Origin of the sequence: Streptomyces sp. JL2001, from assembly GCF_050917515.1 — a bacterium.
Classification (GTDB): Bacteria; Actinomycetota; Actinomycetes; order Streptomycetales; family Streptomycetaceae; genus Streptomyces.
Map to the genome: position 1 here is coordinate 1,866,249 of NZ_CP169421.1, position 15,134 is coordinate 1,881,382.

The 15,134-nt window shown below is 74.8% G+C and carries 14 protein-coding genes; 8 read left to right on the top strand and 6 right to left on the bottom strand.

What is annotated here, in order from left to right:
- Positions 1–59 precede the first annotated feature (59 nt).
- Genes ACE1OA_RS08145 through ACE1OA_RS08155 form a run of 3 tightly spaced genes read right to left on the bottom strand, consistent with a single transcriptional unit; the run spans position 60 to position 2,235 of the window.
- Positions 60–710 (bottom strand): ABC transporter, encoded by a 651-nt coding sequence (locus ACE1OA_RS08145; protein ID WP_356778925.1) that lies wholly within the window; start codon positions 708–710, stop codon positions 60–62.
- The gene (locus ACE1OA_RS08150) at positions 707–1,561 is read right to left on the bottom strand and encodes an ATP-binding cassette domain-containing protein (protein ID WP_432754047.1); all 855 of its coding nucleotides are present in this window, start codon (positions 1,559–1,561) and stop codon (positions 707–709) included. Before ACE1OA_RS08150 ends, ACE1OA_RS08145 begins: the two co-directional genes overlap by 4 nt.
- Entirely contained in the window at positions 1,558–2,235 is a 678-nt protein-coding gene (locus ACE1OA_RS08155) for an AIM24 family protein (RefSeq protein WP_356607488.1), read from the bottom strand. Before ACE1OA_RS08155 ends, ACE1OA_RS08150 begins: the two co-directional genes overlap by 4 nt.
- Before the next feature lie 72 nt (positions 2,236–2,307).
- Here ACE1OA_RS08155 and ACE1OA_RS08160 point away from each other — a divergent pair, with 72 nt between their 5' ends.
- The 6 genes from ACE1OA_RS08160 (at position 2,308) to ACE1OA_RS08185 (ending at position 9,131) form a co-directional block, all read left to right on the top strand.
- On the top strand, positions 2,308–3,024 hold the full coding sequence (locus ACE1OA_RS08160) for a peptidyl-tRNA hydrolase (protein WP_356607490.1): 717 nt from the start codon (positions 2,308–2,310) through the stop codon (positions 3,022–3,024).
- Between the two features lie 112 nt (positions 3,025–3,136).
- Positions 3,137–3,883 carry a DUF4142 domain-containing protein gene (locus ACE1OA_RS08165; protein ID WP_356607492.1) on the top strand — a complete coding sequence of 249 codons (747 nt, stop codon included), beginning with the start codon at positions 3,137–3,139 and terminating at the stop codon, positions 3,881–3,883.
- Positions 3,884–4,004: 121 nt separating this feature from the next.
- Positions 4,005–5,519 (top strand): DUF692 domain-containing protein, encoded by a 1,515-nt coding sequence (locus ACE1OA_RS08170; protein WP_432752557.1) that lies wholly within the window; start codon positions 4,005–4,007, stop codon positions 5,517–5,519.
- Positions 5,516–6,577: a TIGR04222 domain-containing membrane protein gene (locus ACE1OA_RS08175; protein WP_432752558.1), complete on the top strand. Its 1,062-nt coding sequence runs from the start codon at positions 5,516–5,518 to the stop codon at positions 6,575–6,577. The genes ACE1OA_RS08170 and ACE1OA_RS08175 overlap by 4 nt, the downstream gene beginning before the upstream one ends.
- Before the next feature lie 69 nt (positions 6,578–6,646).
- Positions 6,647–7,393, top strand: coding sequence for a TIGR04222 domain-containing membrane protein (locus ACE1OA_RS08180; RefSeq protein WP_356607498.1), 747 nt, complete (start codon positions 6,647–6,649; stop codon positions 7,391–7,393).
- A 76-nt stretch (positions 7,394–7,469) separates the two neighbouring features.
- The gene (locus ACE1OA_RS08185; RefSeq protein WP_432752559.1) at positions 7,470–9,131 is read left to right on the top strand and encodes an alpha/beta hydrolase; all 1,662 of its coding nucleotides are present in this window, start codon (positions 7,470–7,472) and stop codon (positions 9,129–9,131) included.
- A 64-nt stretch (positions 9,132–9,195) separates the two neighbouring features.
- On the opposite strand, the gene hemQ is transcribed toward ACE1OA_RS08185, so the two are convergent.
- A complete protein-coding gene (gene hemQ / locus ACE1OA_RS08190) occupies positions 9,196–9,909 on the bottom strand; it encodes a hydrogen peroxide-dependent heme synthase (RefSeq protein ID WP_147980603.1) in 714 nt (237 codons plus the stop codon).
- Positions 9,910–9,926: 17 nt separating this feature from the next.
- Positions 9,927–11,414 (bottom strand): protoporphyrinogen oxidase, encoded by a 1,488-nt coding sequence (gene hemG, locus ACE1OA_RS08195; protein ID WP_384875476.1) that lies wholly within the window; start codon positions 11,412–11,414, stop codon positions 9,927–9,929.
- 139 nt (positions 11,415–11,553) lie between these two features.
- Here hemG and ACE1OA_RS08200 point away from each other — a divergent pair, with 139 nt between their 5' ends.
- The gene (locus tag ACE1OA_RS08200) at positions 11,554–12,573 is read left to right on the top strand and encodes a DUF4349 domain-containing protein (protein ID WP_386543044.1); all 1,020 of its coding nucleotides are present in this window, start codon (positions 11,554–11,556) and stop codon (positions 12,571–12,573) included.
- 27 nt (positions 12,574–12,600) lie between these two features.
- A complete protein-coding gene (locus ACE1OA_RS08205; RefSeq protein ID WP_432752560.1) occupies positions 12,601–13,974 on the top strand; it encodes an FAD-dependent oxidoreductase in 1,374 nt (457 codons plus the stop codon).
- Positions 13,975–14,044: 70 nt separating this feature from the next.
- Here the strand turns inward: ACE1OA_RS08205 and hemE are convergent, their stop codons facing one another.
- Entirely contained in the window at positions 14,045–15,121 is a 1,077-nt protein-coding gene (gene hemE / locus ACE1OA_RS08210) for a uroporphyrinogen decarboxylase (protein ID WP_356607509.1), read from the bottom strand.
- Between the last annotated feature and the right edge of the window lie 13 nt (positions 15,122–15,134).

Genomic DNA, 15,134 nt, shown 5'->3' on the forward strand with positions numbered 1-15,134 from the left:
CCTAGACGTTCCCCGAAACCTGGCCGGAGAGCAGCGTCGTCCGCCCGGACAGGCCCTGGTCACTCGCGCCAGGCCGTGGCCCGGCAGGCGAGTGCCGCGGCCGCGGCCGCCGTCGCCGCGGCGCAGGAGAACGCGAGCCAGGGGACGTGGACGGTCGCCGTGAGCGAGCCCGTGACCAGGCCGGTGACCGCGTACTTCGCGGGGGACCCGGTCGTCACCAGCGCCAGCAGCGAGCCCAGCACCAGGACCGCCAGCGACCAGCCCGGGGCGCGTACGAGGGGCCTGGTGCACAGGGCGCCGAGGGCCGCCCCGGTGAGGACGCAGGCCCCGGCCGCCAGGAGCCCGGCGGTGGCGGCGGCGAGCGGACCGACCCGGCGCAGGTCGCTCACCGCGGTCACCCCGAGCACGGCCACCGCGCCCAGCACGGCCATGCACCCGACGGCGGCCAGGAACGCCGCCAGATGAGCCCGCTCCCGGCCGGCGGCGGCCGCCACCACGTGGCGCGCGGCGGCCGGTTCCTGGTTGAGGCAGATCCGTACGAGCCAGGCGGTCACCGGCACCAGCGCGGCGGACGCGTAGCCGAGCGCGCCGAGCACGGGCTCTCCCGCCTGGACGCCCACGCCGACGAAGACCGCGTACAGCAGCAGCGGCGCGAGCCAGCGCTGGGACCGCGCGAGCAGGGCCGTCTGATAGCGGAGCAGGGCGGTCATACCCGGGCGCCTTCGGTGTCGAGTGTGTGGATGTGCCAGGACGGGCGGGCGTCGAGAAGGGCCCGCAGCAGTGCGTCGGAGTGAGCGGCGTCGACGGTGCAGACGGTCGTGCCGTCGGGGCCGGTGGTGTACGCGGGGGCGCCCGGGACGCCTTCGGGGAGCGCGTGGCCGCCGGAGACCACGATCCGTGCCCTGGTCGCCGCCCCGGGGGCCCGGCCGGGCGCGGCCGTCCCCTCGGCCGGCACGGGGCGCACCCGGCCCGACTCGACCGCGAGGACCGTGTCCGCCTCGCCCGCGAGCCGCCGTGGGTCGTGGTCGACGAAGAGCACGGTGGCCCCGGCCGCGACCCGTTCGCGGACCGCGCGGTCGAGCTCCTCCCGAGCGGCCGTGTCGAGCCCCGTCCACGCCTCGTCGAGGACGAGCAGTCCGGGGTCGGCGAGCAGCGCCTGGGCGACGGCGACCTTCTGGCTGCTGCCCTTGGAGAGTTCGTCGAGCGGGGTACCGGCGAAGGCGGTCGCGCCGAACCGGTCCAGCCACTCCTCCGCCGCGCGCTCCGCGTCCCGCCGGCCGAGGCCCTGCACGCGGCCGAGGTGGACGAGCCAGCCGGCCGCCGTGAAGGGCAGGGCGACCGGGAAGCGTTCGGGGACGTACGCCGTGCGGCGGGGGCGGCCGGTGATCCGTCCCTCCGTGGGGGCGTCGATGCCGGCGACGAGGCGCAGCAGGGTCGACTTGCCGGTGCCGTTGGTTCCGGTGACGCGCACGAGGGTTCCGGACGGCAGGCCGAGGGAGACCCCGCGCAGCACCCATGGTCCGCGCAGGCCGTACCGGCGGCCGACCCCGTCCAGGTTCAGTTCGCCGACGCCTTCTGCGGGGTGAGCTCGCTGGGCCGGACGATCACGAAGCCCTGGCCCTCCAGCTTCAGTTGGACGGCTTCGCCGGAGCCGCCTCGGATCATCGAGCCGAAGGACTGCGAGCGGTGCAGCGAGGTGTGCAGCTGCTCGCTCCAGCCGACGACGGCGTCCGTGTCGACGAAGACCGGGGCCTGGGGGCTGACCGGGATGACGATCGGGTTGCCCTCGCAGACCAGGGCGATCTTCCCGTAGCCGGAGAAGACGCTGTTGAAGAGGCCGCCGCCGGTCATGCCGGCACCCTTCACGGTCTTGATCTCGTAGGAGAGCGTGGCGTCGAAGCACAGGACGTTGCGGCCGTTGACGGTGAGCGCGTCGTTCTGCTCGATCTCGACGATGAAGCAGTTCTGCGCCTCGTGCGCGAACCATGCCTCCCCCTGGCCGCGGACGGCCATGAGCGCCAGGCCCTCGCCCGTGACGGCCCGCTTGAGCATGCCGCCGATGCCCTGGGCCTTGCGCTCGAACTGGAGGTCGCCGCGGAAGGCGATCATGGATCCCTGGCGGGCGTGCATCTCGCCGTTGACGGCGTACTTGACGGATTTGGCGTTCTGCAGGCTCATCCCCGGGAAAGCCGCTGTCTCGGCCAGGTGGTCGCTTGCGAAAAGATCACTCTTCATGTCGGGCATCCTGTCCCGGAACGATTCGTTCCCACAAACAGCCGCCTGTGACGGGGGTGGCAGACTTGCCGGGTGAGCAGCGATCAGACCACCCCCGAGCCCGTACGCACCGACGTCCGCGACGAGAAGCCGCAGTTCGTCCTGCCCCTCGTCGTGCGGATCGAGCGGGCCGAGCCGCCGTCCCGCACCGACGCCCTGGAGACGTCGGCCCGGGCGGTCCTGGAGATCCTCTCCGACGAGCGCTCGCACGGCGACGGCCCGTGGGCACAGGTCATGACGGACTGGCAGGACGCCCGGATCCGCAAGGTGGTGCGCCGGGCCCGGGGCGCGGAGTGGCGCCGGGCCGGCGAGCTGCCCGGGATCACGGTCACCGGCGGCTCTGCCGAGGTGCGGGTCTTCCCGCCGGTCCCGCTGGACGGCTGGCCCAAGGAGCTGGCCAAGCTCCAGGTGTCGGGGACGGATCTGGACGACCCGGCCGAGCCGGGGGACGTGCCGGCGGGGGCGGCGCTCCTGTGGCTGAACCCCGAGCTCGACATGTCGGCGGGCAAGACGATGGCGCAGACCGGTCACGGCGCGCAGCTGCTGTGGTGGGAGATGTCGGACGCGGACCGCGCGGCGTGGCGGGCGGCGGGCTTCCCGTTGGCGGTGCGGACGGCGCCGAAGGAGCGCTGGGCCGCGCTGACGACGAGCGGGCTGCCGGTGGTGCGTGATGCCGGGTTCACGGAGATCGCGCCCGGTTCGTGCACCGTGGTCTCCGCATTCCCCGCGACGGGTTCCCGCACCGGCTGAACGCGAGCGCCCTCCCGTCCGTATCCACCGATACCGCCGAGCGGCTTGAACCGCTGCCCGGTTGGCGGTTCAGTCTGCGGTGACACCACCGCACACCTGCTCGGGAGACACTTTGTCGCTACGCGTCAACGGGACTGCACTCATCATCGCGGCACTGGTCGCGACGGTCGGCGCCCTCGCCTTCCCCGTCTGGTCCTACGCCGACCGCTCCGGTACCGGCCAGGCCAATCTCAACGCGTCGAGCGTGGCCACCCAGTGGGGCCCGCTCTCGGCCACCGACCGCGACTTCCTGGTCAAGGTACGCCTGGCCGGCCTCTGGGAACTGCCGGCCGGCCAGCAGGCCATCGAACGCGCCCCCACCCAGGCCATCCGGGACGCCGGCGACCACCTCGTCGTCGGCCACACCGACCTGGACCGGCGGGCGCGCGACGTGGCGGCGAAGCTGGGCGTCGAACTGCCCAACCAGCCGACCGAGCAGCAGCAGGGCTGGCTGCGCCAAATGACGGCGGCCAACGGGCAGGAGTACGAGCGCCTGTTCGCGAACCTGCTGCGCAACGCGCACGGCAAGGTGTTCGCGCTGGTCGCCGAGGTCCGGCACACCACCCGCAACACCCTGATACGGCAGCTGGCGAGCGACGCGAACCAGACGGTGCTGGACCACATCACCATGCTGGAGGCGACCGGGCTGGTGGACTTCGACTCGCTGGCCAACGAGGCGGCCGGCAAGAAGACGGCCCCGCCCACCGGTCCGCCGGTGGTGCCGTCGCCCGCCCAGCCCACGCCGGCGGTGCCGACGGGGGACCAGTCGTTCACGTCGACGCCGGTGCCGGACGGGGGCATCGTCACCCCGCAGTCGTAGGTCCGGCCGGGCCCGTCGGCTCCCCCTCCGGCGGAACCTCAAATCAACCTCTGAACGTCCCTCCGACTGGATTCGAACCGATTCGGCGGGGCCATCACGTGAGGGACTGAAGGAGGGGGACATGACGGAACTCGGCATCGGCATCGGGTGGCGTCCGGAGATCGCGGAGGCGGTGGAGGCGCTGCCCGGCGTCGACTGGGTGGAGGTCGTCGCGGAGAACCTCTGCGCGGGCCACCTGCCCGACTCCCTGACCCGGCTGCGGGCGCGCGGGGTCACGGTGGTCCCGCACGGGGTCTCGCTGGGGCTCGGCGGGGCCGACCGGCCGGACGCGGGGCGGCTCGCGGACCTGGCGGCGAAGGCGACGGCGCTGGGGGCGCCGCTCGTGACGGAGCACATCGCGTTCGTCCGGGCCGGGGGCGCGCTGACCGCGACGCCGGCGCTGGAGGCGGGCCACCTGCTGCCGGTCCCGCGGACCTGGGACGCGCTGGAGGTGCTCTGCGAGAACGTCCGGATCGCCCAGGACGCGCTGCCGGTGCCGCTGGCGCTGGAGAACATCGCGGCGCTGGTCCGCTGGCCGGGCGAGGAGCTCACGGAGGGGCAGTTCCTGGCGGAGCTGGTGGAGCGCACGGGGGTGCGGCTCCTCATCGACGTGGCCAACCTCCACACCAACCACGTGAACCGCGGCGAGGACCCGGCGAAGGCGCTGGCGGACCTGCCGGTGGAGGCCCTGGCCTACGTGCACGTGGCGGGCGGACTGGAGCGCGACGGCGTCTGGCACGACACGCACGCCCATCCCGTACCGCCCGAGGTGCTCGCCGTCCTGTCGGACCTCGCGTCCCGGGTCTCCCCGCCGGGCGTGCTGCTGGAGCGGGACGACCACTTCCCGCCCGCGGAGGAGCTGGCCTCGGAGCTGGCGACGATCCGGCGGACGCTGCGGACGGCGACGGGCGGGGCGGCTTCCGTTCCCGCCACGGCGGAGGTCGCGGCGGACTCCGTGGCGCGGTCGGCGGCGCATGGCCTGGCCGCGCCGGGATCCGGTCTGGCGGCCGTGGACGACGTCGCCGAGCGGCCCCTGCTGATCGGGGCGGGCGCGCGGGCGTCGGGCGGGTTCATGCCCGCGCCGCACCCCGTTCCGGCCGGGACCGACGGTGGGGCTGCGGTGCCGGAAGGGCCGGAACGCGGCAGGAACGGCACGGCATCCCCCGGCACCGTCTCGGGAGGTGCCCGGGAGCGGCTCGCCCTCGCGCAGGCCGCGCTGCTGTCCGCGCTCGTCGCCGGCACCCCCGTGCCCGAGGGCTTCGACGCACGGCGTCTGGGAGTACAGAGCCGGGCCCTGGGCGCCAAGCGGGCCGGGGTCATCGCGAAGGTGGCCCCGGAGCTGCCGGAGATCCTCGGTACGGGCTTCCGGGCGGCGTTCTCCTCGTACGCCCTGACCCGGCCGATGACCGGTGGCTACCGGCGCGACGCCCTCGACTTCGTGGAGCACCTCCTCGTCGCCGGCCGGCCCGAGGACCCCGAGGCGCGGCGGCGTCTCACCCACTGGTGGCAGGACCGTGCCGGCGCCCGGCCGCCTGGCCGGGCGACCCGCCTGGCCCGGGCCGCCCGCGCCGCGTTCGCGGGGCGGTGGGCGGCATGAACACGCTCGCACTGCTGGTCACCGCGGCCGGCGCCGTCTGCGCCGTCCTGCTGATCGTCAAGCTCTCCCGCACCCGCCGCGGTCCCGGCGGCCCGCTGCACGACCGGTACGAGGCCGCGTTCCTGAACGGCGGTCCGGCGCGGGTCACCGACGCCGCCCTCGCCGCGCTCCAGGCCGACGGCCGGATCGCGGTCGGCGGGCCGGGCATCGTGTCCGTCCTGCGCGCCACCGCGCACGACCCCGTCGAGCGTGCCGTCCTCCAGGAGCACGCGGCGGCCCCGCACGGTGCCCTGCACCATCTGCGTCTGACGGTGATGCGTCACCCGGCCGTCCAGGAGATCGGCGACGCGCTGGCGGACCGCGGGCTGCTCGTCCTCCCCGCCGCGCGGCGCTCGGCGATCCGCTGGAGCATCGCGCTGGGGGTGGTGTGCCTGTCGATGTTCCCCGTCTCGATCGTCCTGACGGTCGTGGACCTCGGGTCCTCGGACGGCTTCCCGGTCCCCTTCGTCTTCAAGGTGGCACCGGCGCTGCTGGGCACCGGGATCACGGCGGTCGTCTGTGCCTCGCTCGCCGCCTCCCGGGTCACCCCGGCCGGCCGGCGGGCCGTCGCCGCGTACGCGCGGGACCACGGGCATCTCGCCGAGGCGGGGCACCTGGTCGCCCTGCACGGGCTGCGCGCCCTGCCGGACCCGGTGCTGCGGGATCAGCTGCTCGCGGCGGCCCGGGTGTACGGCCCCGGACCCGCCCCCCGGCGGCGCGCCGGCGGCGGCCGGCGGTCCGGGCACGGCGCGCCGTACACCGGGACGAGCACCGACGCCGCCGGCCTGATCGCCGTCTGGTGCGCGAGTGACGCGGGCGGGGGAAGCGGCGGCTGCGGTGGTGGGGGCGGTGGCGGCGGCTGTTCCGCCGGATCGTGCTCCAGCGGCTCCTGCTCCGGCGGCGGCAGCTCCTGCGGCTCCGGCGGCGGTTCCAGCTGCTCCGGTTCCAGCGGGAGTTCGTGCTCCAGCGGCAGTTCCTGTTCCAGCAGCAGCGGTTCGAGCTGCGGAAGCTCCAGCTGAACGGCCGGTCCCTTTCCGGATGCTGAGAATCCGCTGGCGCGCGGCGCCCGTCACCGGTGAGAATCCCGCATGATCTGGGTCCCTCTCCTGCTGGTGGCGTGCGTCGCGGCGGCGGTCAGCTGTGCGCGGCTGTGCCGCGCGGCCGTCGTCGAAGCGGCCCTTCCCGACACGGTCGCGGACGGGCGCCGGGAGCTCACGCTGCCCGAGGCCGCGTACCTCTCCGGCGGCCCGCTCCGCGTGACCGACCTGACCCTGGTCCTGATGCACCGCCACCGCCGCCTGCTGCTCGCGCACACCGGCTGGGCCACGGTCGTCGACCCGGACGGACGGGACGAGCTGGAACGTTCCGTCATCGGGGCGATCGGCCCCGGCGGGCAGTCGCCCACGGCTGCGATACGGCCGGTGATCGCCGCCGCGGACGCCGTACGGGCACTGGCCGACCGGCTCGTGGCCGCCGGTCTCGCCGTGCCCGAGGCGGGCCGGCGCAGCGTCTGCGGCGGGGTCCGGTCGGTCCGGCTCGCCCTGGCCCTGACCGTGGCCCTGGGCGCGGGTGCGGCGGCTCTGGTGCCCGGCCACGAACGGATGCCGGTGTACGCCTGGTTCGCGCTGCCGCTGGTGCTCACCGCCGGCTGTCTGGTGATCGCCCGCGCGGAGGTCCATCCGTACAACCGCTGGGCCTCGCCCACCGGCCTGGCGCTGCTCGCCGCCCTCGCCCCGGACGGTCCGCTCGCTCCCGACGACCCGCTCACCGCGCTGGCGACCCGCGGGCCCGCCACCCTGGATCCGCAGCTGCGGGCGGCACTTCGGGGGCATTGACCACGACACCGCCCGTCGGTCCTTTACTTGGGGCGCGCCGCCCGCTTTCGTCCCTTGGGGACGAAGGGAAGTGGCGATGAGAGCCCTCGCACTGTTCGGAGCAGCCGGGTCGCTGGTGGTGTCGTCCCTGACCGCCGCACCGGTGGCCGGAGCCCTGGAGGCCCCGCCCGCCGAGGCCGTCGGCACCCTCCTCGCCGCCCGGCGCGCGGCCGCCCACCCGCCGCGCTTCGGCACCTGCCCGGCGGCGGAGCACCTGCCGTCGACCGTCTCGTGCGCCACGGTCACGGTCCCGCTCGACTACGCGGACCCCGACGGGCCCCGCATCGGACTCACCGTCAGCCGGGTCCGGGCGTCCGGTCCGACGTCCTCGCGCCAGGGCGCGCTGGTCTACAACCCGGGTGGGCCCGGGGCCTCCTCGACCTCCTTCCCGCTGGCCGCCGGGCTCCCGGCCTGGAAGCGGATCGCCGCCGTGTACGACCTGGTCGGCTACGCCCCGCGCGGGGTGGGCAGCTCCGCCCCGGTGTCCTGCCAGGACCCGGCCGACCGGGTGACGGGCCCCACCCCGGCCCCCACCGAGCCGTCGGAGGTCTTCAAGCGGGAGCGGGTCGCCCGCGCGAAGACGTACGCGCTGGGCTGCGCCCACCGCACGGGCGCGTCACTGCGGCACTACCACTCGCTCAACAACGCCCGCGACCTGGAGGTGCTGCGGGCGGCTCTCGGTGAGCCGAAGCTGACCTACATGGGCGCCTCGTACGGCACGTACTTCGGCGCGCTGTACGCGACGCTGTTCCCGCACCGGGTGCGCCGGATGGTCTTCGACGCACCCGTCCATCCCGCGCCGCGGCAGATCTGGTACGCCAACAACCTCGACCAGTCACTCGCGTTCGAGCGGCGCTGGGCGGACTTCCGCACCTGGATCGCCCGGCACGACCGCGTCTACGGGCTGGGCACCACGGCGGAGGGGGTGGGCCGGAGCTACGAGCGGGCCCGCGCCGAGCTCGCGGCCCGCCCGGCGGGCGGTCGGGTGGGGCCGGGACAGTTGCACGCGGTGATGCTCCAGGCCGGGTACGACGACGTGTTCTGGCCCTCGCGCGCCGCCGCGCTCGCCCGGTTCCTGCAGGGCGATCCCGAGCCGCTGATCGCGCTGGCGGCCCCCGCCGGGAACCCGTCGGGCACGAGGGGATCGGCCGGGGCGACGGGCGCGGCGCTCACGGGCGCTGCGCCGTCCTCGGACCCCGGCAACGCGACGGCCGTCTACACCGCCGTGGAGTGCAACGACGCTCCCTGGCCGGAGGACTTCGCCGTCTGGGACCGGGACAACACCCGGCTCGCGCGGCGCGCCCCGTTCGAGACCTGGGACAACGTCTGGGCGAACCTGCCGTGCGCGTACTGGACGGCACCGCGGCAGCGGCCGCTGGACGTCCGCACCGCTCCGGGTGAGCTGCCGCCGGTGCTGATCCTCGCCGCCGAGCGGGACGCGGCCACGCCGTACGCGGGGGCGCTGGAGCTGCAGCGCCGGCTGTCGGGTTCCGCCCTGGTGACCGAGCGGGACGCCGGGACGCACGGCATCGGGGGCGGCGGGAACGCCTGTGTGAACGGCCATCTGGAGACGTATCTCCTCACGGGGGCCGTGCCCGGAAAGACGCCGGTGCGGCGCGCGTCGTGCGCGCCGCACCCGGAGCCGGACCCGGTGTCGCTGGAACGGCGGCGGGAGTCGGGGACCCCCTCCGCCGTCTGATCTTCCGGGTCGAGGGGCGACGAGCCCGGCTGGGCGCCGGGTCGTCACCAGGTCGAGGGGCCGGTCAGGCCAGGCCCGCCACCAGCTCGGCGACGCTCTTGCGGCGGCCGGTGTAGAACGGGACCTCCTCGCGCACGTGCAGTCGCGCCTCGGACGCGCGCAGGTGACGCATGAGGTCGACGATGCGGTACAGCTCGTCGGCCTCGAAGGCGAGGATCCACTCGTAGTCGCCGAGCGAGAACGAGGCGACCGTGTTGGCGCGGACGTCGGGGAACCCGCGGGCCATCTTGCCGTGGTCCGCGAGCATCCGGCGGCGGTCCTCGTCCGGCAGCAGGTACCAGTCGTAGGAGCGCACGAAGGGGTAGACGCTCACGTAGTCGCGGGGCGTCTCGTCGGCCAGGAAGGCCGGGATGTGCGACTTGTTGAACTCGGCGGGGCGGTGCAGCGCCATGTTCGACCAGACCGGCTCCAGAGCGCGGCCGAGCCGGGTACGGCGGAAGAGGTTGTACGCCTCCTGGAGCTCGTCGCTCGTCTCGGCGTGCCACCAGATCATGACGTCGGCGTCGGCGCGCAGACCGGAGAGGTCGTAGGTGCCACGGATCGTGATGTCCTTGGCGGCGAGCTGGTCGAACAGCTCCTGGACCTCGTCGGCGAAGCCGGCGCGGTCCTCGGGCAGAACGTCGCGCAGTTTGAACACAGACCACAGGGTGTAGCGGATGACCTCGTTGAGGTCCTTCGCCTTCTTACCGGCGTTCGGGATCTTTTCGGGCGCACTCATACGCCTATTCTCGCCCGTCACGGACAGTGCCCTGCACCAGGGTCGGTGGTTTTCGACGTGGCGATGATCTCGTCCGCCGCGCGGTGGGCGGAGGCGATGCAGGCGGGGATGCCGACGCCGTCGTACGCGGCCCCGGCGAGGCGCAGTCCGGGCAGCGCGGCGACGGCCGCGCGGATGCGGGCGACCCGGGCGAGATGGCCGACGGGGTACTGGGGCAGGCCGCCGTGCCACCGGGTGACGGTGGTGGCGACGGGGCGGGCGGCGAGGCCGGTCGCCGTGCCGAGGTCTTTGAGGGAGTCCTCGACGAGGTCGGCGTCGTCGCGGTCGACCTGGCCTTCCTCGCCGTGGCGCCCGACGGAGGTGCGCAGGACGAACAGGTCGGGGGCGGCGTCGGTGACCCACTGCCACTTCTGGCTGGAGAAGGTGGACGCCTTGATGGTGCGGCCGTCGACCGGCGGCACGAGGAAGCCGGAGCCGGGCAGCGCCCCGACGTCGGAGCGGCGGAAGGCCAGGGTGACCAGGGCCATGGAGGCGTACTCGACCGCGGCGAGCTCGGCCGCGGCGGCGGGTTCCTCGCCGGCCAGGAGCGTCGCGGCGACGGGGGCGGGCGCGGCGAGGACGACGGCGTCGGCGAGGTGGGTGCGGCCCCCGGCCTCGACGTGCCACCGCGCGCCGGACCCGGCGGTCGTGCCGTCCGGTGCCGGGAGGCGGCGCAGCACCGTCACCGGGGCGTGGGTGAGGATCTCGCCCCCCGCGGCGCGGACCGCGTCCGCGACCGCGTCCGGGAGGGTGCCGATGCCGCCGGCGATGCCCGCGAAGGCGGAGCCGCCGAGGCCGGTGGCCGCTCCGGCCGCGTCGGCCGGGACGGCGGCGCCGGCCCGCTGGACGGCGCGGACGGCGTCGGTGAGCGTCGGGTGGGCGCGGGCGGCCTCGAAGAGCGCGGGCACGGCGGCGCGCAGGGAGATCCGGTAGGCGTCGCCGGCGTACACCCCGCCGAGCAGCGGCTCGACGAGTCGGTCGACGACCTCGTGGCCCATCCGCTCGGAGACGTAGGCGCCGATGGCGACGTCGTCGCCGATCTCCGTCGGGGGCAGCTCGCGGTCCCGCTCGACGCGGTCCACGCCGTCGGCGGAGAGCAGCCCGGCCAGGGCCCGGCCGTCGCCCGGCACGCCCATGACGTGGCCCTTGGGCATGGGGATCAGTTCGCCGCGTGACCAGACGGACGCGGTGGTCGTGGCGGGCGGCCGCAGGCGGTCGCCGAGTCCGACGGCGCGGGCGAGCGCGAGGGCCTCGGGGCGGCGGGCGAGCAGCGACTCGGCGCCGAGGTCGACGCGGGTGCCGGCGATCTCCCCGGCGAGCAGCTTGCCGCCGGTCCGGCCGCCGGCTTCGAGGAGGGTGACGCGCGCACCGGCCGAGACCAGTCGGTGGGCTGCCGCGAGTCCGGCGATCCCGCCTCCGACGACGACGACGTGCCCGGGTGGCCTGCCCGTGATGTCCGCGTTCATGGCTCCACTCTCTCAGACGGGTTCCGCTGTCCGTTCCGAGGCCGGACCGTGATCGCATCGCTACCGCGCGAGGGCAACCTCCTGCCCTCTCCCATACGTCGAACCGGCATACATCCACCACCCACCCCGGGGGGATCCCATGCGTGGTACGAGAACGTCCGCGGCACTGCTGACGCTCGCGCTCGCCCTGACCGGCTGCGGCGCGTCCGCCGGCGGCGGCGAGCGGAGTCAGGGCGACACGAAGGCGGCCGCCCCGGCCGAGCCGGGAGCCGACGGCTACGGCGGCTCGGCGGCCGACGCGGCGAAGGAAGCGGACACGAAGGCTCCGGAGGCGGGGAAGCGGGCCCCCGTGCCGAGCCCGCAGCACGTCATCCGGACCGCCTCGCTGTCCGTCGAAGTCCGTGACGCGGCCCGGGCCCTCGCCACCGCGCGCCGGGTCGCAGCCGCCGCGGGCGGGCACGTCTCGAACGAGACCACGGAGCGCGTCGACGACTCGCACGTGACGTCCCACGTCGTGCTGCGGGTGCCGCAGGAGCGGTACGAGTCGGTGCTGGCGGAGCTGGCCGGCACCGGCCGGCTGCTGTCCCGCACGGCGGACGCCAAGGACGTCACCGAGCAGGTGGTGGACGTGGAGAGCCGGATCGCCACCCAGCGGGCGAGCGTGCAGCGGGTGCGGGCGCTGATGGAGAAGGCGACGAAGCTGTCCGACGTCGTCACCCTGGAGGGGGAGCTGAGCCGCCGTCAGGCGGATCTGGAGTCGCTGCTGGCCCAGCAGGCCTCGCTGAGGGACCGGACGACGCTCGCGACGATCACCCTGGATCTCGTCGAACCGGAGAACGCGCAGGCGTCGCGGGACGAGGGCCGTCCCGGCTTCCTCGACGCGCTCGGCGGCGGCTGGAACGCGCTGGTGACGGCGCTGGCCTGGGCCGGGATCGTGCTGGCCGCGGTGGCGCCGTGGCTGGCCCTGGCCGCGGCGCTGTACGCGGTGTGGCGCCTGCTCCTGCGTCCGCGCCTGTCGCGTCGTACGCGCACGGCGGCGTCCGCTCCCCCGGCCGGCGGCGCGGCCGGTGCGCCGCTGCCCGTCCAGGCGCGCAACGCCGCCGGGGCGCCGCTGCGCACGGCGGACCCGGAGGCGCCCGCCGCGCCCAGGGAGGACTGAACGACCGCCCCGACGTAGCGTGTTCGTATGAGCGAACGACTGGTGGTCATCGGGGGCGACGCGGCGGGCATGTCCGCCGCGTCGCAGGCGCGCAGGCTCAGGAGTCCCGAGGAGTTGGAGATCGTCGCCTTCGAGCGCGGTCACTTCACGTCGTACTCGGCGTGCGGGATCCCGTACTGGGTCGGGGGCGACGTCGGGAGCCGCGACGAACTGATCGCGCGGAGCCCCGAGGAGCACCGGGCGCGGGGCATCGATCTGCGGATGCGCACCGAGGTGACCGAGATCGACGTCCCCGGGCAGCGGGTGCGCGCCCGGGACGTGGAGTCGGGCGCGGAGACGTGGACGGGCTTCGACAAGCTGGTGATCGCGACCGGGGCCCGGCCGCTGCGGCCGCAGCTGCCGGGGATCGACGCCACCGGCGTGCACGGGGTGCAGACCCTCGACGACGGGCAGGCGCTGCTGGACTCCCTCGACCGGTCGGAGGGCCGGCGGGCGGTGGTCGTGGGCGCCGGCTACATCGGTGTGGAGATGGCGGAGGCGCTGCTCAACCGGGGGTACGCGGTGACGGTCCTGAACCGGGGCGAGCAGCCGATGGCGACGCTGGACCCGGACATGGGCCGGCTGGTGCACCGGGCGATGGACGGGCTGGGCATCACCACGGTCGGTTCGTCGGCCGTCACCAAGATCCTCACGGGCGGGGACGGAGCGGTCCGGGCGGTGGCGACGGAAGACGCCGAGTACCCGGCGGACGTGGTGGTGCTGGGCATGGGCGTGGAGCCGGAGACCTCGCTCGCGCGGCGGGCCGGGCTGCCGGTCGGCGTGCACGGCGGGCTGCTGACGGATCTGGCCATGCGGGTGCGGGGGCACGGGAACATCTGGGCGGGCGGCGACTGCGTGGAGGTCCTGGACCTGGTCTCGGGCCGCGAGCGCCACATCGCGCTGGGCACGCACGCGAACAAGCACGGGCAGGTCATCGGCTCGAACGTCGGCGGCGGCTACGCCACGTTCCCGGGCGTCGTCGGCACGGCCGTGTCGAAGGTGTGCGACCTGGAGATCGCGCGGACGGGTCTGCGCGAGAAGGAGGCCCGCGAGGTGGGGCTGGAGTACGTGACGGTGACGGTGGAGTCGACCAGCCGGGCGGGCTACTACCCGGGGGCGGCCCCGATGACGGTGAAGATGCTGGCCGAGCGGCGCACGGGCCGGCTGCTCGGGGTCCAGATCGTGGGCCGGGAGGGCGCGGCGAAGCGGGTGGACGTCGCGGCGGTCGCGCTGACGGCCGGGATGACGGTGGAGCGGATGGCGGCGCTGGACCTGGGCTACGCCCCGCCGTTCTCGCCGGTGTGGGACCCGGTCCTGATCGCGGCGCGCAAGGCGGTGGCGGCCGTCCGCGCGGCGGGCTGACGCCGGGCGGTGGGCCGGAGACGCGCCGCGCCCCCGCCCGGTCGCGGGCGGGGGCGCGGTCCGTCCGGTCTCAGACGGCGGTGCGGGTGTGGACGTACTCCACCAGTCGCGTCAGGGCGTCCGGGTCCATGGACGGCAGGACGCCGTGGCCCAGGTTGAAGATGTGCCCTTCCAGGTCCTTCGCGGCGTCGAGGACCTCGTCCGTCTTGGTCTCGACGGCCTCGCGCGAGGAGAACAGCACGGCCGGGTCCAGGTTGCCCTGGAGCGCCTTGCCGGGGCCCACGCGGCGGGCGGCCTCGTCCAGCGGGACGCGCCAGTCGACGCCCACGACGTCCGCGCCCGCCTCGCCCATGAGTCCAAGGAGCTCGCCCGTGCCGACGCCGAAGTGGATGCGCGGCACACCGTAGGGGGCGACCGCGTCGAAGACCTTGACGGAGGCGGGCATCACCGAGCGGCGGTAGTCGGCGGGGGCCAGTGCGCCCACCCAGGAGTCGAAGAGCTGGACGGCGGAGGCGCCGGCCTCGATCTGGACCTTGAGGAAGGCCGAGGTGATCTCGGCGAGGCGGTCGAGGAGGTCGGCCCACAGCTGCGGGTCGCCGTACATGAGCGCCTTGGTGTGCTCGTGGTTGCGCGACGGACCGCCCTCCACGAGGTAGCTCGCGAGAGTGAAAGGAGCGCCCGCGAAGCCGATGAGCGGAGTGGAGCCCAGCTCGGCGGTGAGCATCCCGATGGCCTCGGTGACGTAGTGGACGTCCTCGGGGGTCAGGTCGCGCAACCGTGCCAGGTCGGCGCGGGTGCGGATGGGGTCGGCGACGACGGGTCCGACGCCCGGCTTGATGTCGAGGTCGATGCCGATGGCCTTGAGCGGGACGACGATGTCGCTGAAGTAGATCGCCGCGTCGACCTTGTGGCGCCGCACGGGCTGCAGCGTGATCTCGGTGACCAGTTCGGGCCGCATGCAGGACTCGAGCATCGGGATGCCCTCGCGGACCTTCAGGTATTCGGGCAGCGAGCGCCCCGCCTGCCGCATGAACCAGACCGGCGTGTGCGGCACCGCCTCGCGGCGGCAGGCCTTCATGAACGGGGAGTCGTACGTCTGCGACTGCTGCTGCGTCTGCTGGCCCGAAGGGCGGTCGTTGGCACTCACGCCCAGAATCTTC

Excerpts from the sequence above, each read along its gene's own strand:
- ACE1OA_RS08200 (WP_386543044.1), top strand. The coding sequence starts at position 11,554 with ATGCGTGGTACGAGAACGTCCGCGGCACTGCTGACGCTCGCGCTCGCC.
- ACE1OA_RS08175 (WP_432752558.1), top strand. The coding sequence starts at position 5,516 with ATGAACACGCTCGCACTGCTGGTCACCGCGGCCGGCGCCGTCTGCGCC.
- ACE1OA_RS08185 (WP_432752559.1), top strand. The coding sequence starts at position 7,470 with ATGAGAGCCCTCGCACTGTTCGGAGCAGCCGGGTCGCTGGTGGTGTCG.
- hemQ (WP_147980603.1), bottom strand. The coding sequence starts at position 9,909 with ATGAGTGCGCCCGAAAAGATCCCGAACGCCGGTAAGAAGGCGAAGGAC.
- ACE1OA_RS08205 (WP_432752560.1), top strand. The coding sequence starts at position 12,601 with ATGAGCGAACGACTGGTGGTCATCGGGGGCGACGCGGCGGGCATGTCC.
- ACE1OA_RS08145 (WP_356778925.1), bottom strand. The coding sequence starts at position 710 with ATGACCGCCCTGCTCCGCTATCAGACGGCCCTGCTCGCGCGGTCCCAG.
- ACE1OA_RS08155 (WP_356607488.1), bottom strand. The coding sequence starts at position 2,235 with ATGAAGAGTGATCTTTTCGCAAGCGACCACCTGGCCGAGACAGCGGCT.
- ACE1OA_RS08180 (WP_356607498.1), top strand. The coding sequence starts at position 6,647 with ATGATCTGGGTCCCTCTCCTGCTGGTGGCGTGCGTCGCGGCGGCGGTC.
- ACE1OA_RS08170 (WP_432752557.1), top strand. The coding sequence starts at position 4,005 with ATGACGGAACTCGGCATCGGCATCGGGTGGCGTCCGGAGATCGCGGAG.
- hemG (WP_384875476.1), bottom strand. The coding sequence starts at position 11,414 with ATGAACGCGGACATCACGGGCAGGCCACCCGGGCACGTCGTCGTCGTC.